This window comes from Shewanella sp. 10N.286.52.C2 (assembly GCF_002874545.1).
GTDB lineage: Bacteria > Pseudomonadota > Gammaproteobacteria > Enterobacterales > Shewanellaceae > Shewanella.
Window position 1 is genome coordinate 120,728 of record NZ_MCTV01000017.1, and the last position, 19,741, is coordinate 140,468.

At 41.2% G+C, this 19,741-nt stretch carries 18 protein-coding genes; 16 read left to right on the forward strand and 2 right to left on the reverse strand.

What is annotated here, in order from left to right; genetic code table 11:
- Nucleotides 1–278: 278 nt before the first annotated feature.
- From BCU94_RS08065 to nadE, 15 genes are all read left to right on the forward strand, one after another.
- Entirely contained in the window at nucleotides 279–1,112 is an 834-nt protein-coding gene (locus BCU94_RS08065) for a DUF692 domain-containing protein (RefSeq protein ID WP_102436342.1), read from the forward strand.
- Nucleotides 1,112–1,885 (forward strand): putative DNA-binding domain-containing protein, encoded by a 774-nt coding sequence (locus tag BCU94_RS08070; RefSeq protein ID WP_102476093.1) that lies wholly within the window; start codon nucleotides 1,112–1,114, stop codon nucleotides 1,883–1,885. The genes BCU94_RS08065 and BCU94_RS08070 overlap by 1 nt, the downstream gene beginning before the upstream one ends.
- 325 nt (nucleotides 1,886–2,210) lie before the next feature.
- The gene (locus BCU94_RS08080) at nucleotides 2,211–2,576 is read left to right on the forward strand and encodes a YbaN family protein (protein WP_102436336.1); all 366 of its coding nucleotides are present in this window, start codon (nucleotides 2,211–2,213) and stop codon (nucleotides 2,574–2,576) included.
- 158 nt (nucleotides 2,577–2,734) lie between these two features.
- Nucleotides 2,735–3,286 carry an adenine phosphoribosyltransferase gene (gene apt / locus BCU94_RS08085; RefSeq protein WP_198589273.1) on the forward strand — a complete coding sequence of 184 codons (552 nt, stop codon included), beginning with the start codon at nucleotides 2,735–2,737 and terminating at the stop codon, nucleotides 3,284–3,286.
- Nucleotides 3,287–3,505: 219 nt separating this feature from the next.
- Nucleotides 3,506–6,220: a DNA polymerase III subunit gamma/tau gene (dnaX, locus tag BCU94_RS08090; protein WP_102476094.1), complete on the forward strand. Its 2,715-nt coding sequence runs from the start codon at nucleotides 3,506–3,508 to the stop codon at nucleotides 6,218–6,220.
- Nucleotides 6,221–6,350: 130 nt separating this feature from the next.
- Nucleotides 6,351–6,680, forward strand: a complete 330-nt coding sequence (locus BCU94_RS08095) for a YbaB/EbfC family nucleoid-associated protein (RefSeq protein WP_076542292.1) — start codon at nucleotides 6,351–6,353, stop codon at nucleotides 6,678–6,680.
- Nucleotides 6,681–6,801: 121 nt separating this feature from the next.
- Entirely contained in the window at nucleotides 6,802–7,197 is a 396-nt protein-coding gene (locus tag BCU94_RS08100; RefSeq protein WP_102436332.1) for a GFA family protein, read from the forward strand.
- A gap of 114 nt (nucleotides 7,198–7,311) precedes the next feature.
- A complete protein-coding gene (locus BCU94_RS08105; RefSeq protein ID WP_102476095.1) occupies nucleotides 7,312–7,809 on the forward strand; it encodes a hypothetical protein in 498 nt (165 codons plus the stop codon).
- Nucleotides 7,802–8,032 (forward strand): helix-turn-helix transcriptional regulator, encoded by a 231-nt coding sequence (locus BCU94_RS08110; RefSeq protein WP_102436328.1) that lies wholly within the window; start codon nucleotides 7,802–7,804, stop codon nucleotides 8,030–8,032. Before BCU94_RS08105 ends, BCU94_RS08110 begins: the two co-directional genes overlap by 8 nt.
- 219 nt (nucleotides 8,033–8,251) lie before the next feature.
- The gene (gene recR / locus BCU94_RS08115; RefSeq protein WP_076542258.1) at nucleotides 8,252–8,851 is read left to right on the forward strand and encodes a recombination mediator RecR; all 600 of its coding nucleotides are present in this window, start codon (nucleotides 8,252–8,254) and stop codon (nucleotides 8,849–8,851) included.
- Nucleotides 8,852–9,172: 321 nt separating this feature from the next.
- Entirely contained in the window at nucleotides 9,173–11,086 is a 1,914-nt protein-coding gene (gene htpG, locus BCU94_RS08120) for a molecular chaperone HtpG (protein ID WP_102435782.1), read from the forward strand.
- A 74-nt stretch (nucleotides 11,087–11,160) separates the two neighbouring features.
- Nucleotides 11,161–12,033 carry a tetratricopeptide repeat protein gene (locus BCU94_RS08125; protein ID WP_102435780.1) on the forward strand — a complete coding sequence of 291 codons (873 nt, stop codon included), beginning with the start codon at nucleotides 11,161–11,163 and terminating at the stop codon, nucleotides 12,031–12,033.
- Between the two features lie 120 nt (nucleotides 12,034–12,153).
- A complete protein-coding gene (gene adk, locus BCU94_RS08130) occupies nucleotides 12,154–12,798 on the forward strand; it encodes an adenylate kinase (protein ID WP_076542252.1) in 645 nt (214 codons plus the stop codon).
- A gap of 249 nt (nucleotides 12,799–13,047) precedes the next feature.
- On the forward strand, nucleotides 13,048–14,352 hold the full coding sequence (locus BCU94_RS08135) for an inosine/guanosine kinase (RefSeq protein WP_102435778.1): 1,305 nt from the start codon (nucleotides 13,048–13,050) through the stop codon (nucleotides 14,350–14,352).
- A gap of 191 nt (nucleotides 14,353–14,543) precedes the next feature.
- Nucleotides 14,544–15,374 carry an ammonia-dependent NAD(+) synthetase gene (gene nadE, locus BCU94_RS08140; RefSeq protein ID WP_102435776.1) on the forward strand — a complete coding sequence of 277 codons (831 nt, stop codon included), beginning with the start codon at nucleotides 14,544–14,546 and terminating at the stop codon, nucleotides 15,372–15,374.
- 17 nt (nucleotides 15,375–15,391) lie between these two features.
- Here the strand turns inward: nadE and BCU94_RS08145 are convergent, their stop codons facing one another.
- Nucleotides 15,392–15,991, reverse strand: coding sequence for a hypothetical protein (locus tag BCU94_RS08145; protein ID WP_241904976.1), 600 nt, complete (start codon nucleotides 15,989–15,991; stop codon nucleotides 15,392–15,394).
- A gap of 118 nt (nucleotides 15,992–16,109) precedes the next feature.
- On the opposite strand from BCU94_RS08145, the gene BCU94_RS08150 reads away from it, so the two are divergent.
- The gene (locus BCU94_RS08150) at nucleotides 16,110–17,555 is read left to right on the forward strand and encodes an alpha/beta fold hydrolase (RefSeq protein WP_102476096.1); all 1,446 of its coding nucleotides are present in this window, start codon (nucleotides 16,110–16,112) and stop codon (nucleotides 17,553–17,555) included.
- A 65-nt stretch (nucleotides 17,556–17,620) separates the two neighbouring features.
- Here the strand turns inward: BCU94_RS08150 and BCU94_RS08155 are convergent, their stop codons facing one another.
- Complete coding sequence (locus tag BCU94_RS08155; RefSeq protein WP_102476097.1) at nucleotides 17,621–19,741, reverse strand: diguanylate cyclase; 2,121 nt, start codon at nucleotides 19,739–19,741, stop codon at nucleotides 17,621–17,623.

Consider the following 19,741-nt stretch of genomic DNA (forward strand, 5'->3'; position numbering starts at 1 on the left):
ATGAAAAAAGCCAAAGAAGGAAAATGTGGCGAAGGTAAGTGCGGCGGCGAGATGAAAAAAGCGGCTGAAGGTAAAGCCAAAGAAGGCAAATGTGGTGAAGGTAAGTGTGGTGGTGCTAAATAATCAATCTGATGATTAGCAGGCTGATTTAGCAGCAGAAATCGATTTATAGCTTTCATGCCGATTAAATCTACGCCAATATAAGGCCTGTTATACAGGCCTTTTTAGTTGGTAACTTTCATTAATTTAACTGATTAATTGTGTGTTTGAGGTGATAAATGGCAAAACAAGCAACAGTGGGACTGGGTTTGCGCCGAGAAATGCTTGATGAGTTTTGTCAGCATGTGCCTGATGAAATAAACTTTTTCGAAGTGGCGCCTGAAAACTGGATGACCCTAGGCGGTAAGTTTGGTAAGCAGTTTAGGCAACTTACAGAGCAACATGAATTTTTTTGCCATGGTTTATCTTTATCTATCGGTAGCCCACATGCGTTAGATACTGAGTTCGTTAAGCAAGTAAAACGCTTTTTAGATAGCCATCAAATCAATATCTACTCTGAGCACTTAAGTTATTGCTCTGGTAGCGGCCACATGTATGACTTAATGCCGATCCCCTTTACCGAAGAAGCGGTAACTTATGTTGCAAAGCGTATTAACCAAGTTGAAGATATTTTAGAGCGGCCGTTTATTTTAGAAAATGTGTCTTTCTACGCTGCGCCCGGCGCGAAAATGACTGAGCAGCAATTTGTTAATGCTGTGCTGGATGAGGCAGATTGTAAACTGCTGCTTGATGTTAATAATATTTATGTAAACTCAATAAACCATCAATATGATGCCGCTGAATTTCTCAGCTCAATGCCGACCAAGCGGATTGAATATATGCATATCGCGGGTCATTATGAAGAATCATCCCAGTTAATGGTCGATACCCACGGCGCTGATGTGATTGATCCTGTTTGGCAATTATTGCAACAGAGTTATCAGCAACATGGGGTGTTTCCGACATTATTAGAGCGTGACTTTAATATCCCCAAAACCGCTGAATTACTGCAAGAGATCAATCAAATTCATCGCTATCAACAAGCCGCAAAAGCGATCAAAAGGAGTGCTTAATGGATTTTATTAACACTCAACAAGCCTTTATGGATTATATTCGCGATCCCAGCAAGCCACTGCCACAAGGCATGACATTTGAGCGAATGAATGTTTACCGTGAGCTATTTTTCAATAACATCAATGGCTTTGTGTCAGGCGCGTTTCCGGTACTGAAAAGTCTTTATACTGATGATGCATGGACCAAACTCATTCAACAGTTTTTTGTAAGTTTTGACTGTAAAACCCCCATATTTATTGAAATATCCCAAGAGTTTATCTGTTTTTTGCAAACTCAATATCAGCCTGCGGATTACGACCCTGCCTTTATGTTGGAGCTAGCACATTACGAATGGCTAGAGTTATATATTGCCACTGTTTTCGATGATGTTAATGAGCAGCCAATTGCCAAAGACTTGATTACCGAGCTACCGCTAAAGCTGTCAGTGACCGCCACTGTGGCGCAATATCAATATGATGTGCAGCACATCAGTGTCGATTACCAACCCACAGAGCCCAGTGAGCAGGGGCAAAGCTTTTGTGTTTATCGCGATGAACATGATGAAGTTAACTTTTTAAAGTTAAACCCATTAACAGCCCAAGTGTTAGCCTATATTGCTCAAGCCGAGCAATGTTACTTTAATGATGTATTGACATGGCTTAGCGAGACCTACCCACAGATGACGCCGGAAACCTTATCTAATGGCTGCTTGCAAATGTTGCAACAATTGGCCGACAAAAGGGTTATCTGTTCGTTAACACAGGCTGAAACAGTGGATAAAACTCCTACTTAATTTGTGGTTTATATTAAAAGTCTTTTTACATACAATAGCGCGAATTTTGTGATCCAGTTCACGCTGCTGTAAGGCGGCCAACATTACTGTTAGGAAGTAAAAACTATGAGTCAGCCGTTTAAAGACCCATTTAACATTATGTATTTTATTGGTTTTATTCTTGTTTTATTGTTACCAACGCTACCAGCGTCTCTATCTGCCTTGCGACTTGCAGGCTTAATTTAACTGCCAATCTCAGTTATTATACCGCTCAGTTAAGTCATAGAGTCGGTTATCCAAAAACCATTCTATTGAATGGTTTTTTTTGATTTGGGCTTGGAGTCATATGGCGTTAAAACGAGGCTTGTTCCTCATTACTGGTTTAACGAGCTTAACGCTTGGCACCATTGGTATTGTGGTGCCCTTATTACCAACAGTGCCTTTTATCTTGCTGGCTGCTTATTGTTTTGCCCGCTCAAGTACGCGGATGCATCACTGGTTGATGACTCATCCTTGGTTTGCTCAAGGGTTAAATGATTGGCAAGATAAACGAGCAATCAACAAACGGTTGAAGAAAAAAGCCATGATAATGACCACCTTAAGCTTTGTTGTGAGCATTTTAATTGTGCCATTAGTTTGGGTGAAAGTGATGCTCGCTTGCATGTTATGTTGCCTACTGGTTTATCTGTGGCAGATCCCAGAGTTAGATTAAAAGTTACCTTTAATTTGCTCGTTAGTTGCAACTATCTTAAAACATGCTTAGTATCACTGCCATTGAGTGATATGCCAGAAACTATATTTTCAATTTCAAGCTAATGATATTGAAAATGATGGCTATTAAAACATTCCTTTTACAATAGATTATCTAATATGACTATGAACTCAGAACGTTTAGCGCTTATCAAAAACAGTATTAAAGCTATTCCTGATTACCCAATCCCAGGCATTATGTTTCGCGATGTCACCAGCCTTTTAGAAGACTCTGAAGCTTATAAAGCCACTATCGCTTTATTTGTAGAGCATTATAAAGATCAAGGTTTCACTAAAGTTGTCGGTACTGAAGCGCGTGGATTTTTATTCGGTGCGCCATTAGCATTAGAGCTTGGTATTGGTTTTGTACCCGTACGTAAGCCGGGAAAATTGCCGAGAAAGACGATTGCGCAAACATACGATCTTGAATACGGTAAAGACACCTTAGAAATTCACGTAGATGCGATCACCCCTGAAGATAAAGTATTGGTCGTTGATGACTTACTTGCTACAGGCGGCACCATTGAAGCAACGGTAAAATTAATCCGTGAATTAGGCGGCGAAGTTAAGCACGCTGCATTTGTTATTTCTCTGCCAGATATCGGCGGCGAAAAACGTCTTGAAGGTTTAGGGGTTGAGTTATTGACCTTATGTGAGTTTGAAGGCGAATAGCCAAGCACGCATAATATGTTAGCGGCTTTGTTGAGCTTAACTCAATAAAGCCTGATTTTTGCTCTGCATCGATTGAATCTTCAGCAAATTATCCAGCCTTTTAGAGTAGCAATAGCCTGTGATTGATGAGCATGCTATTGTTATTTTTATTTTCGGGTACAATTAATTACCATTGGTATTATTTAGATCATCCCGTTTCATTAAAGCTTGGGGAATTCCATGTCTTATCAGGTGTTAGCCCGTAAATGGCGCCCTGCCAAATTTGAAGAAATGGTAGGGCAGTCACATGTTCTACTGGCACTTACAAATGCACTCACACAGCAACGATTACATCATGCGTATTTATTTACTGGCACTCGAGGTGTGGGTAAAACCAGTTTAGCGCGCCTATTTGCTAAGGGGCTTAACTGTGAGCAAGGGGTCACTTCTACACCTTGTGGCGTGTGTTCAAGTTGTGTTGAAATTGCCCAAGGCAGGTTTGTTGATCTTATTGAAGTGGATGCGGCCTCAAGAACTAAGGTCGATGATACCCGTGAGCTACTTGATAACGTGCAATATAAGCCTTCAAGAGGCCGTTACAAAGTCTACTTAATCGATGAAGTACATATGCTGTCTCGAAGTAGTTTTAATGCCTTACTGAAAACCCTTGAAGAGCCGCCTGAGCATGTGAAATTTCTACTGGCCACCACAGATCCGCAAAAATTGCCGGTGACTGTGTTGTCTCGCTGTTTACAATTTAATTTAAAAAGTCTGTCTCAAGATGAAATTACTAAGCAGCTAGATTTTATCTTAACTCAAGAGCAATTAACCTTTGAGCCCCAAGCATTAACACTATTGGCAAAAGCGGCTAACGGCAGTATGCGTGATGCCCTGAGCTTAACCGATCAAGCGATTGCCTTTGGTAGCGGCCAAGTGATGCACCAACAGGTGCAAACCATGCTTGGCAGTATTGATGCCCAGCAAGTCTTAGTGCTGCTAAAAGCCTTATGTGATGCCGATATTGCTAACTTAATGCAAACTATTCAGCAAGTGCTGAGTTTTGGCGCAGATGCCGATGAGGTGCTGCGCAGTTTATTGGAATTACTCCACCAAATTACCTTAACGCAGTTTGCGCCAGCCGCGGCGCAGCAGTCGTTATACAGCGAACAAATTTTAGCCTTTGCTCAGCAATTAACCCTTGAGCAAGTGCAGCTTTACTATCAGTTATTGTTAACGGGTCGCAAAGAATTAGGCTTTGCTCCTGATCCTAAATCAGGTCTTGAAATGGCGTTACTTAGAGCCGTGGCATTTGTACCTGAAAAGCCCGTTAAACGTTGGCACACCGATGAGCCAGTAACGATTTCATTGACGCCAGACCCCGTGACCCCAGAAACGGTTAAATCGGCGCCGGTTAGCTCGAAGGCTGACACTGCTACAAATAATGCAGGCGCTTCAGTTGCAGACAATGAAGCAATAACGGCTACTAAGCCAGCCCAAGTAAGCAATACTGCAGTTGATAGCAGTTCTGTGTCTGCGGCAATAACGCTGCCACAAACTGCAAGTATCGCAGCTGAGGACGATAATCTAAATGCTGCTCCCGAGATAGCCGCAGAGCAAGCTATTATCCTTAGTCAAGCTGACAGTTTAGGTTTCAATCAGCAAGCAGCGACTGAAACGCAAGCAGTTGACTCAGGCGTTATTGCAGCGCCAGCAGTTAAAGCCGCTGCAGTAGAAACACCTAGAGTAGAAACGCCAGCAATTGAAACTCAGCCTGTCACATCAACAACATCGTCAAATGAGATGCCCATTGATGCCTACGAGCAGTTTGCTCAGGCAAGTGACGAATCTTATGCTGAATTTGATAACGACGATCACAATCAATATCAGCAGGCAGAAGCAAGTGCTCCGCAAGCTAATGTTCAGCAAACTAGTGCCGCGCAAGCTAAGCTTGAGCAAACAACCGTTGATACTACAGAAGCTGACTTAAGCGACATGGATGCTTTACTTGATGCTGTGCTCGCTACCAATGATTCTTTAAAGGCGGAATTAAATTCGCTAGCCGAAGAAGGTGAACAAGCAAAAAAGCAACAGGCGGTAGCCAATCCAAGTATTAAAATTCCTGCACCCAAAGCGAAAATGCAGTCGATTGAAAATACCGCCACAGTTGATGCTACTATTGATGTAACCACGCAAGTAAACACAAGTGCAGCAAATGATGCAGCAGATAGACCGCCATGGGAAAAGCCCACTGAATTACCTGCAGCTTCAGTTTTAACTGCAATAGCAACAACTGAGCCTGAGGTGAGCCATAGTGCAGCAACTAACATGGCAGTTGACAATGCACAAACTACTATCGCCGCCGTTGAAGTGCCAACAAGCGCTGTTAATGAGGAGCCGGGAAGTCGTCAGCATGCACACACTGCCATAGCGTCAGCTGAGAATAATGCCCCAGTGGCTGAGACAGCAGTCGCTCACGTATCGACTGAAGTGGCATTAAACGGTCACCATGAAATCTCAGGTGATAGCCTAGATTTGCACTGGTACAAAATTATGTCGCAGTTAAGCATAGGCGGCAGGGTAAGACAGCTCGCCGTTAACTCGGTATGCCAACGACTGGACAATCCGATCCCGTTATTACTTAAACCGGATCAAAAACATTTATCCGCCGAAGTGGCGATTGAGCAATTACAAATTGCCTTATCGGAGCTTTTGGGCGAAGACACAAAGGTGCAAATTCAGGTTGGGCTTGATCCACAACATGAAACCCCACTTGAATTGCGTAAAAGATTTCATCGAGAGTTATTAGCTAATGCAAATTACGCTTTAATTAACGATGACAAAGTACAATGGATGTTTACTCGTTTAGCGGCTCAGCTAAATCCAGATACTTTAGTGTATCCGGTTGAAAAGCTACAGGCGATAGGGCAACAAATTCCAGCATTGACTGTTCAATAAAACAGCTAAAGCGTTATAGGCGTCAAAACTTTGATAGCAATAGCCGCGGATTTATTGCCAATTTATTTTTTTTCAGTAAGATTAGCCCCACTTTGGCTGCTTGCTAATAACCTAATTAAGAGAAAAGACTATGTTTGGAAAAGGCGGTATGGGCAACTTAATGAAACAAGCCCAAATGATGCAAGACAAAATGGCTAAAATGCAGGAAGAAATCGCACGCACTGAAATGACCGGTGAAGCGGGTGCAGGTTTAGTTAAAGTGACCATGACGGGTTCACACAACATTCGTAAAGTTGACATCGACCCTAGTTTGATGGAAGACGACAAAGAAATGTTGGAAGATCTTATTGCTGCAGCATTCAATGACGCAGCACGTCGCATCGAAGAAAACCAAAAGACAAAGATGGCTGAAGTCACTGGCGGTATGCAATTACCTCCAGGAATGAAAATGCCATTCTAAATCTTAAAGGTTTTAAGATTCAAAAGCCCAAGTTTATCTTGGGCTTTTTTGATCGCGTTTCGTTCAGATTAAATTTTCTGCTAAATTGTACCGCCATGTCAGAGTCTTATAAGGATATATTATGCTAACCAAGGTCGGTGAAACCGTTATAAAGTCGAAACACTTAGCCAGTTGTCATTGCGGCGCGGTTGTATTATCACTTTCATTACCCAATGGCATTGAAAAGCCAAGACGCTGTGATTGCTCAATTTGTCGCAGAAAAGGCGCCATTGTGGGCTCGGTAGAATTAGCTGGCATTCAAATCGTAAAAGGCGCGGATGCTCTCAAGTTATATCAATTTAATACCCACACTGCTAAGCACTACTTTTGTCGCCATTGCGGTATTTATACCCACCATCAACGTCGCTCTAATCCTACAGAATATGGCTATAACATTGGCTGCTTAGAAGGTGTTAATCCTTTTGATATTGATGATGTTGTGCTTAACGATGGTATAAATCACCCCGCAGACAGCTAAGCGATAAAAGCATTAATTTGTTAACCCAAGGTTAAAAATATTTGACATGGTTAATTGTTAGCCTAAACTAAAAGTGTGTCAAAAATAGTTAACACCAAGTGAGGTTTAATTAACATGAGTAATGCAAATAAATTACTGCAATGGCTGCAAGAAACGAGCTTTCGAGAAGTCACTTTATCCGTTGATTTACTGGTAACGGGCTATATTTTCTATTTTTATGGTAGCAGCTTATTTCATGCTAGCCCTGAAGAATTAGCTTCAATACAGTGGATTTCAGGTATCTTTTTAGAAATTATAATTTATTCAGTAGTGCTAATGGTGGTGAGCTACATTGCTCTGGCATTAATCACAGACGATGAACTGTCACAACCTATGGATGTACGCGAAAAACAAATTAATCTCATTGGCTATAAGTATTCAGCGATTATTTTGAATGTAGGCGTGATACTGGCCATAGTGCAATACAGTGTTGAAGCCAATGACCTTGGTCTATCACAATTGGGCTTTGCTCATGCGCCGCTGCATATTTTAGTGGTGTCTTTTTTGTGTGCTGAGCTGGCATTTTATGTGGTGCAGCTATACAAGGGGCGTACAGGTGATATTTATGAGTAAACCGGCGATTTCTAACGCTATCCGCACCTTGCGTTTTTTAAATGGTGAAATGACACAAAAGCAGCTTGCTGAATTAATAGGTGTCACTAGGCAAACCGTGATGGCCATTGAGTCTAATAAGTATTCACCCACTCTTGAAGTGGCTTTTAAAATTGCTGAAGTGTTTGAACTGCCGCTAGATCAGGTATTCAGTTATCACCCCGAAAGTGATACTAAGTCCTAGCACTAATAGTTAGCAAGCTAGCTAGCCTTGGCAACAGTTAATACTGACAAAGAAACGCTAACCGAACTGACGAGTTCTGTGTTGTGAGTAGCATTAGCAATAACATCATTCTTTTGTCGCAATCATAATTACAGTACCATACGCACATTGATGCTGATTGAATGGTTTATTAACTTAAATCAGCACGCTTAATTAATAAAATAAGGCAATGAAGTATTTATGAAATTTAGTCCACTGGTTGATGAGCTTATCGAATCTTTGCGCTGCTTACCGGGTGTCGGACCAAAATCAGCCCAACGCATGGCGTTTCAATTATTAGAGCGTAACCGCAAACAGGGCCATAAATTAGCCAGTGCGTTAGAACGTTCAATGAGTGAAGTGGGGCATTGCCAAGCCTGCCGTACCTTTACAGAAGAGCAGCTATGTCCGATCTGTAGTAGCCCTAAACGGGGTAATTCAGAAGTAATTTGTGTGGTTGAAACCCCAGCTGATGTGTTAGCCATTGAAGCGGGTGGCCATTTTAGCGGCCGCTATTTTGTGTTACTTGGGCATTTATCACCCCTTGATGGTGTGGGCCCTGAAGAGCTTGGCTTAGCGTTATTAGAGCAACACCTTGCATCAGATGATGTCACAGAGTTGATTTTAGCAACCAACCCCACAGTAGAAGGTGATGCCACGGCGCATTTTATTGCTGATATGGCCCGTAGACATAATGTAGTGATCAGCCGAATCGCCCACGGAGTCCCTGTTGGTGGTGAGCTTGAGTATGTTGATAGCACCACGTTAGCGTTGTCATTCAATGGTCGTATTCCGCTGTAGTTGCGAACTGTAGTTATAAACGATAGTTACGAACTGTAGTTATAAATGATAGTTGCGAACTATAGTTGTGAATTTGTGTCTTATTTTAAAGCCCAGCTTATGAGTGAGTAAGCTGGGCTTTTTGTTTCCAATATTAGCCGTTATTAGCTCAAATCGATTGCTAATCGCCAGTTATTTCGCCAGTTCATGGTTTTTTTTCAGCAATAAAATAATTTCCCCTTGAATTCTATTTATCGCGCCCCATTTCCTAGGTAACAAAGATTTTTATACCGTGTTGGATACAACATGGTTGATGTATTAACGTAAACAAGGGAAATTTTCATGTCTCAACAAGAAACGCATGGCTTTCAAACCGAAGTAAAACAGCTTCTACATCTGATGATCCATTCTTTATATTCAAATAAAGAAATTTTCTTACGTGAACTAGTCTCAAATGCTGCGGATGCGGCAGATAAGCTACGTTACTTAGCATTAACTGATAACGCATTATATGAAAGCGATACTGAACTGCGTGTTCGTATTAGTACCGATCAAGAAAAAGGCACTGTTACTATTGAAGATAACGGTATCGGTATGACACGTGATGGTGTGATTGAACATTTAGGTACGATTGCAAAATCAGGTACTGCAGACTTCTTTAAAAACTTATCAGGTGAAGAGTCAAAAGATTCGCAGCTTATCGGTCAATTTGGTGTAGGTTTTTATTCTGCCTTTATCGTTGCTGATAAAGTCACTGTACGTACCCGCGCAGCAGGTGCAGCAGTTGATCAAGCGGTTCTGTGGGAGTCAGCAGGTGAAGGTGACTTTACCGTTGATACCATCACTAAAAATAGCCGCGGTACTGAAATTACCCTTCATTTACGTGATGAAGAAAAAGAATTCGCTGATGATACTCGTTTGCGCTCAATCATTACTAAGTACTCTGATCATATCTCAGTACCAGTAGAAATGTTTGAAGCTGGCCTACCAGAAACAGATGGCGAAGATGGCGAGAAAATCCCTGCTACTGAAGGCGAGTGGAAGCCAATGAACAAAGCCACTGCGCTTTGGACTCGTAGCAAATCAGATATATCAGATGAAGAATATCAAGAGTTCTACAAGCATATTTCTCACGACTATGCTGATGCAGCAACGTGGTCTCACAACCGTGTTGAAGGTAAGCAAGAATATACCAGCTTATTGTATATTCCAACCAAAGCCCCTTGGGATATGTTTAACCGCGACGTTAAGCATGGTCTAAAACTTTTTGTACAGCGTGTATTTGTGCTGGATGATGCTGAACAGTTTATGCCAACTTATTTACGTTTTGTTAAAGGCTTAATCGATTCAAATGATTTGCCACTCAACGTATCGCGTGAAATCTTACAAGATAACAGCGTAACTAAAGCATTGCGCACTGGTGTGACTAAGCGCGTTCTTGGCATGCTAGAAAAAATGGCTAAAAACGATGCTGAAAAGTATCAAGCTTTCTGGGCTGAATTTGGTCAAGTATTAAAAGAAGGCCCAGCTGAAGATTTCGCTAACCGTGAGCGTATTTCTGGTTTACTGCGTTTTGCTTCAACCCATAACAATTCACCAGTGACAGATGTGTCATTAGATGATTACATCAGTCGCATGAAAGAAGGCCAAGATAAGATTTACTATATCGTGGCTGATAGCTATGAAGCGGCAGCTAACAGCCCGCATTTAGAGCTACTGCGCAAGAAAGACATTGAAGTTCTATTAATGTCAGAGCGCATCGATGAATGGCTAATTAACCACTTAACTGAATTTAAAGACAAGAAACTGCACTCAGTAACGCGTGGTGATTTAGAGCTAGGTGAACTTGAAGATGCTGCTGAAAAAGAAGCTCAAGAAAAGTTAGCTGGCGAAGCTGAATCATTAGTATCACGTATTAAAACAGCGCTAGAAGGTAAAGTATCAGATGTTAAAGTGACTTCTCGCTTAACGGATACCCCTGCATGTGTGGTTGCCGGTGAAGGTGAAATGTCATCGCAAATGATTAAGCTTATGCAATCAGCAGGTCAGCCTGTACCTGAGTCTAAGCCGACATTTGAAATTAACCCACAGCATCCGCTGGTTGAGCGTCTAAATGACGAGCAAGATGAGCTAGCATTTGCTAACTGGGCAGATTTGTTATTACAACAAGCTCAGCTTTCAGAAAAGGGCAGCTTAGCGGATCCATCGGCATTCATTAAGTTAACCAACCAAATGCTAGTGGCGAGCTTAAAATAGTCATTAGTATTGCAATAAAGCGGGCTTAGGCCCGCTTTTTGTTAGCTATCACGAAATAGTTAAAAGGAATCAATATGGAACATATTATTAATTTAACTAAAGAAAATATTCAGCAAATTGTTGATGCTTCGATGGATAACTTTGTGGTGATGTCTTTTTGGGCACAACAGCAACCGCAAAGTGTACAAATGCTACAAGTGATGGAACAGATTGCCAATGAGCAAGCTGGGCGCTTTATCCTTGCGAAAGTGAATTGTGAAGCTGAGTTAGAAATTGCTAATTACTTCCAAATTCAGAGCTTACCTACCCACCTAGTGCTGAGTAAAGGTCAGCCGGTTGATGGTTTCGCTGGGGTGCAAAGTGCAGCGCAAGTGAATGAATTACTTGATAAGCATCTTCCTGCGTTATGGGTAACAGATTTTAATGCTGCAAAAGCGATTTTGGTTGAAGCAGGCATTGAAAAGCCAAGCGACGAAAAACTTGAACAAGCCTTAGCATTACTGAAAAGTGCCTTTGCTGAATCTCAGCAACAAGCAGAAGTGGCCTTAGTGCTTATCGATGTTTATTTACAATTGGGCATACTGGCTGAAGCTAAGACCTTATTAGATACGATAGGGCTTGCAGATCAAGACAGTTACTATCAGAACTTAAAAGCCAAGTTAGCCCTAGCAGAAGACGCTGCAGATACCCCTGAAATTCGTCAGTTACAACAATCATTACAACAGCAGCCTGGTAATATTGAACTGACTATCGATTTGGCCAAAGCATTGAATCAAGCTAATCGTGGCGAAGAGGCTCTTGAGTGTTTATTTGCCATTTTAGAGAAAGATTTATCCGCTGCGGATGGAAAAGTTAAACAAGTGTTTATGGAAATATTGACAGCACTAGGGCAAGGCAACGCCATAGCCAGTCAGTATCGCCGCCGTTTATACAGTTTACTGTATTAAACACGGAAAATTTTCGTATTAGATATTGGTCTAAATCTTGAGGTTTTACCTTCTAAAGACCGTCTAAATGTGCGAAAATCGCCGCCTAAAAATATGAAAGCAATATAGAGGACTTTTGAGATGCGCATTATACTATTGGGTGCCCCTGGTGCCGGTAAAGGTACACAAGCTCAGTTCATTATGGAGCAGTACGGTATCCCACAAATCTCAACTGGTGATATGCTGCGTGCAGCAATTAAAGCTGGCACTCCGTTAGGATTAGAAGCTAAATCAGTGATGGATGCGGGCCAGTTAGTATCAGATGACCTAATTATTGGTTTAGTTAAAGAACGTATTGCCCAAGATGATTGTGCAAAGGGTTTCTTACTTGATGGTTTCCCTCGTACTATTCCTCAAGCAGACGCTATGGTTGCTAATGGAATTGAAATCGATCACGTGATAGAAATTGATGTGCCTGACGAAGAAATCGTTAAGCGTATGAGTGGTCGTCGTGTTCACTCAGGCTCTGGCCGTGTTTATCACATTATCTTCAACCAACCTAAAGTTGAAGGTAAAGATGACGTCACTGGTGAAGACTTATCTATCCGTCCAGATGATGAAGAATCAACTGTACGTAAGCGTCTTGGTATTTATCATGAGCAAACTAAGCCGCTAGTAGAATACTATGGTAAAGTCGCAGCTGCTGGTAACACTCAATACACTAAGTATGATGGTACTCAAACTGTTGCCGCTGTTAGCGCGCAAGTAAAGCAGTTGTTAGGTTAATACCTACAAAGTAGTATTTTTATACTGTTGAATTATAAAAAAAACCTGCATTGCAGGTTTTTTTATGTCATAAATAAAATCATCGTCACAAAAACTGAGAATGATTGACATCTATCTTGGTGTTGATTGTATTTGTGTTAAAATTAGCGTTTGGTAATAAGAACGTTTCTATTAAAGCGTTACTGTTTTCAAAAGCTGTGAATAACCCATAATCCTTATTGCATGGATGCCTACTCAAGAGAGTTTAAGATGAAGTTCCCTGGTCAACGCAAATCTAAGCACTATTTCCCAGTAAACAACCGAGACCCATTATTGGCTCAGTTAACCCAGCAAGAGCAGTCTGTATCTACCTATATTTGCGGTATTGACCAAACTCTTGTGGATATTGAAGCAAAAGTCGAAGATGAGCTACTGGGCCGTTACGGGCTTCCAAAAGGCAACTCAACTCTTATTGATGATCAGCAAGCTCACGAACTTTATAATGAACTAAAAAACAATGAGATGATCAGCGATGAATTTGCTGGTGGCACCATTGGTAATACCGTTCATAACTACTCAATTTTAGCTGATGACCGTTCGGTATTATTTGGCGTTATGAGCCAGAATATCATGGTCGGTAGTTATGCCTATCGCTACCTTTGTAATACCTCCTCTAAAGTGGACTTAAACTACCTGCAGCCAGTAGATGGCCCTATCGGTCGTTGTTTTACTTTGATCTCTGCTGAAGGTGAACGTACCTTTGCGATTAGCAAAGGTGCAATGGATAAGCTAACCCCAGAATATATTAATAAAGACGTGGTTCAAGGTAGTTCAGCGCTAGTTTTAACTGCGTATTTAATGCGTGCCAGCGAAGGTGATTTAATCACTGAAGCGGCAATGAAAGCGATTGAATATGCTAAAGAAGCCGATGTGCCAGTGGTATTGACCTTAGGTACCCGCTTCTTAATTCAAGAAGACCCTAAATGGTGGCAAGATTTCATTTGCGATAATGTAACAATTTTGGCGATGAATGAAGACGAAGGCGAGGCCTTAACGGGGTTCAGCGATCCGCTATTAGCCAGCGAAGCGGCCTTAGAGTGGTGTGATATGGTGTTGTGTACTGCAGGACCGTTAGGTTTATATACAGCAGGCTATACTGAAGACTCTGAAAAAAGAGCCACAGCCCATTTATTATTACCGGGCGCAATTCCTGAATTTAACCGTTACGAATTCTCGCGTCCTAAACGTAAATCAGACTGTACTACACCGATTAAAGTGTATGCTCATATCTCGCCTTATATGGGTGGACCAGATTATATCCGCAATACAAACGGTGCCGGAGATGGAGCGTTATCAGCATTACTGCATGACTTAGCAGCTAATACTTTCCATAAAACCAATGTACCGGGTTCAAGTAAGCATCAGCGTGATGGCCTGTGTTATTCATCTTTCTCGCAAGTGTGTAAATATGCTAACCGCGTCGCTTATGAAGTATTAGCCCAGCATAGCCCAAGATTATCTCGTGGTTTACCTGAGCGTGAAGATAGTTTAGAAGAGTCATACTGGGAAAGATAACCAGACAGGTTTTCCGTTTATATAATCAGTGACTAAATCAAGGGCAATCACCAAGTGGTGATTGCCCTTTTTGTTTGCATCAAGATAAACAAGTACTTGGTAGACGCTGAAAAATTCAGTAGGATGTTGAATATGCAGAAACATACCTCATTTTAAGTAATTCTGGTTTTAAAAATACATTGGAGAGCATTGTGAAGGGACAAATCTTAAGAGAAATGAAAGTACTTAAGGCGATTGAACCTGCTTATGAAGTCGAGCGCCGCGTAGCATTTCTTAAAACCAAATTGGTCGAGGCTCACAGCCATTGTTTGGTATTAGGGATTAGTGGTGGCGTTGACTCATCTGTAACCGGCAGATTATGCCAGTTAGCGGTAGACAGCTTAAATGCTGACAATCCACAGCAGGCTTACCAATTCATTGCGGTGCGTTTACCATATCAAGTACAAAAAGATGAAGATGAAGCTCAGCTTGCATGTCAATTTATTCAACCCTCAAAGCAGGTAACAGTGAATATTGCTGATGGGGTTATTGGTGTGCATAACGCAACGGTTTCAGGACTTGAGGATGCCGGTATTCAAGTCGCTAATAATGATAATGTTGATTTCATTAAAGGTAACGTCAAAGCCCGTATGCGAATGATTGCTCAATATCATATTGCAGGCCTAACTGGCGGCTTAGTCATTGGCACCGATCATAGTGCAGAAAATATTACCGGTTTTTATACTAAATTTGGTGACGGCGCCTGTGACTTAGCACCCTTGTTTGGTCTTAATAAGCGTCAAGTTCGCCAATTAGCCAGTTACCTTGGAGCGCCAGATATATTAGTGACCAAAGCGCCAACGGCAGATTTAGAAGACGATAAACCGCAATTAGAAGATGAGGTGGCATTAGGGCTAAGCTATGATCAAATCGATGATTTCTTAGAAGGCAAAGAGGTTGATAGCTTTGTTGAAGATAAACTTATTGCGATTTACCAGCGCACCCAACATAAGCGTCAACCTATCCCGACGATTTATGACTAATTTAACTTCCCACTAGCTTAGAGCAAGGATTGTTTAAGTGAGCTTAAATAGCGCCTTAGCTGCTCAATTAACACATTGGGAAACTGGCGGTAATCTAAATATGGCGTGATGAGTATCTGCTCATGCGCCATTATTTTTTGGCTTTCATCTATGGCGGTTAACGCAGATATAAACGATTGATCGCTTATATTAGCGAATGCAGCTTGGCCACAAATGATATGAATATGGCTATTCACACTAAGCTTAGTAGCATTAATGATAATGTTACATTGACTAAAATCTACCCGCTTTAAATCATCAGCAGCTTGCGGATTAAATAATTGGTTGCGGCAATCTCGCCATGTATCTGGCGCTTTATCAGTAACAGCAATCTTGGCCATGATAGTAAATATTTTTCGCCAATGATTGCCATTATCGTTAATGATTTGCTCGATAGCATTTGTATTTTGCCAATGCCATGCTTTGGAGACTTTAGGTGGCGTTGGCAAATAGAATGTGATTTCAGCTTTTTCAGAGCCTAATAAAATAGCTTTTGAGCTAAGCTCGGCGTTTGGCTTAGTCGCGTTATTTGTGATAACAGCAGGCTTTGTATGAATGCTTAGCTGAGTTGATTTCATTGTGGGTTTGCTACTCAATATTTTCGGCCTGATGGCATATTATTATTTGTAAATTCAGACTCTTTTTAGACTATCATTAAAACTATACGGACAAAAATTAATTTCATAGGACTGGCGAATGAAAGCAATAGTAATCGGTTCGACTAAACATCTGTTATTTTTTGCTATTTATGGTTTTATTGCCAGTTTACTGCTTTTTATCGCCGCCGTGGTGTGGTTTTTAACGGCTCGCTCTGAATTAGAGATTTGGCATACAACACGCTTGAAAAGTGAGTATCATCAACAGTCTGGCTTAACAGACTTTTCCCAGTATCTTGCTCTTGAAGACAAGCTATTTAATGAGTTAGACCGCAAAATATACCAACAATATACTCCTAAGCTGGCTTCACCTATTAATCGTTACGAAGCCAATAGCTTATCAGATCCAAATCATTGGGATGTAAACTGGAATCGCTCTTTTGAGTGGTCAAACCCCGATGCCAATTATGGCATTTTATTTCTCCATGGTATGTCAGACTCCCCTTATGCGATTTCAAACCTAGCGCGACATTTTAGCGCTTCAGCCGATGTTTTAGGACTACGTTTACCAGGGCACGGCACTATTCCTGCTGGCTTAGCAGATATCACTTGGCCAGATTTAGCCAGCGCAGTAGCATTAGCGACTCAGCACATGAAGCAAAAATTGGCCGGTAAACCGTTATATGTCGTGGGCTTTTCTACCGGTGCAGCACTGGCATTAAACCTTCAACTAGAAGCAATTGCTGTTAATAACCCTACAGATTATCAAGCAATGATGTTTCTTTCGCCAGCTATAGGGTTAGCGCCCATTGCAGCAGGCGCAAAGTGGCAAGCGAGGTTAGGGCGTTTAATTAATCAAGAAAAACTGTTTTGGAATACCATTGAGGTTGAATACGACCCTTTCAAATATATCTCATTTGCAGTGAATGCCGGTGACGTTGTTTATCAACTGGCTGAAAGAAATCAATATTTAATAAAACAATTTGATCAGCAGCAATTAGCCAATATTCCTCCTATTTTAACCTTCCAGTCAATTGCAGATGATACCGTTTCTACTAACGCGGTGGTCGAGCATTTGTATCAATATTTACCCTCAGATAAGCATAGCTTAGTGATATTTGATATCAATCGTAACCGTAATAATCATCAATTGATCACTAAAAACTTGTTAAACGAAATGGGGCCACTTTGGCTCAACATGCCCATGAACTACCGTTTAAGTTTAATTGAAAATAGCCAGCAATCTGAGTATGGCGTGCAAGAGCAAAACTTGGTTGAGAGCGAAGAGGGAGCAGCAGTAGACTTAGCACTGAAATGGCCAGCTGGGGTGTATTCATTATCGCATGTTGCCTTGCCTTTTCCTGAAAATGACCCCTTATACGGACCACATTATCAGCCTCAAAGTCAGCATATTCAGATAGGGCAGGCAATCTTTAAAGGTGAGCGGGGATTGTTTGGGATCCCCGCCGCAGAGATGTTAAGACAGAAATGGAATCCATTTTATCCGTATATGTTAGATAGATTGGAGCAGTTTATTGAGCCGTGATTATCGCGGTAGCTAAACTCGTCACTAGCTTAGCGATTATGGTTTTGATATGAAACGTTAGTGGGCTACTCTGGGTCACTTGGATCATTAATCACATCAATAATGACTTTATTTCGCCCTTGCTCTTTTGCTTTGTATAGGTTGTCATCTGCAACTTTTATCCAGTGATCAATGTCTTTAGAAAAGTTGGCGTTAGCCGTTATCGCGCCAATACTGGTGGTGACTGAAAAGTGCTGTTCATCCGTTGGCGAGTTAATTATTACTTTGGCTAACTGTTCTCTAAAATGATTGAGATGCTGCTCAATTTTAAGGGCATTGGATAAAGGCAATATCAAAATAAACTCTTCACCACCATAGCGAGAAACGATATCGGTATCGCGTTTAAATTGCTGTTTTAATAGTTTAGATACGACTCTTAAGCATTCGTCCCCAGCCAAATGACCGTAGCTATCATTGACCTGTTTAAAGTAATCTAAGTCAAGGATAGCAATGGTAATGGCATGCTCACCTCGCAGACAAAAATCCAGCAAGCTATCAAATCTATCTTCTGCATAACGGCGATTATAAAGCCCCGTTAGTGGATCTTTATCCACTAATGCCAATAACTTTTGATTGGCTTTTTCAAGCTCATCGGTGCGAATCGCGACAGTTTCTTCTAGCTCCAGTTGGTGCTTAAGTAAGTCACGTTTACTGGCGGTGAGGCTCTTGTACAGGTTATATACTTCTTCTGATGTACTTTCATTATCAATTTGTTCTTTTAATTCAGTACCACTGATTTGTCCGAATTGATTAGCCACAATTTCTAATGAGTTAGTGAGTAAACGACACACTCTGGAGGAGATTAAAAAGGTCAAAATGATGGAGATGAATAGCATCAAGTAGGTGCCTAGCATTTGTGTTTCGGCGGTTTTAACTAACGGAGACAGTGGCTGTAATACATACAACTTCCAACCATTGTTTAGTCGATTACTGATGTACACGTATTCAGGTGATGTGGCGGTTAAGTTGTGAATATTGATCACATTTAAACTGGTGCGGTAATTTCCTTTTTCATTTGAATAGGTAAATTCTACGTGAGTGCTTAAGTTTAGAGAAGGGGTGGAATAAATGATGTTGTTATTGTTATCAACGATGATAATAAACTCTTTATCCCCTGTTCCATTTTGATTATCTATCTTAGAAAAGAACGCTAAATCCAGCGAGCCTTCAATAATTCCACTGACCTTTGATTGATCATTATTGTGATAAAAAGGCGCACTAATGGCGATAATTGAATCGTCACCAAAACCGCGGCCTTTAAACACAGGCGAAACAAACAAGCGCTGATTATAAAAAGACTCAATAAAGTAGTCTCTATCTGAAATTGATAAATCCAGTGGTTGCCCTGTTTTATTGAGCATAATACTGCTGGGGCTTGCGGCAATCACTTGAGCATCAGTGTCTGCCAGCAGCATAGTAATAAAACTAGGATAATGCTGATGCAGTTTGATTAAAACTTGTTGTAATTCACTGTAGGATGACGTCGTTAAGCTGATTAAATCTGCCGCATAATCAATGACCATTTTATGTTCATTAAGGTATTGCTCGGTTGCCGTACTAATATGTTCGGTGGTGTCAGTTAAATTTCGCTTCAGTAACTCTTGTTGTTTTTCAAGAAACAAATAATTAAAAGTCAGTGCTGATAATAACAAGCAAAGGGTGATCATTAACGTCATAAAGTAGGTGACTTGAGCGTTAAAACTACGACGTTTTTGGTTGGTTTTTGTGTCGTGTAACTGCCACGTATTAGGAATAAACAAGATGAACAGTGACGCCAAGCCAGCGTAAATTAAACCGTTGATGCTTTGCTTGATAATGGCGAATAACATGTGGCTATCTGGAAAATCAGCAAGTGTCACCATGTATATGTAGGTTAATGGCATACCAAGAGCTAACCAATAAATACCACTGCTATATAAGGGAAACAGGCCTTTTCTGCGAGCAATGCCAATGAATATTGCTTCGGTACAAAATAGTAAATATACATGGGGGCTACCCCAAGTGAGCATTAATCCACTTGCGCTGAGTATGGCGGTGACTAAACCATACCAAGGGCCTAAAAGCACAGCTGAAATAACGGTAAAAGTATTACCTAGCACTAATTGGACATTGGCGAATATTGGAATGGGGTAGCAATTAATTACCAT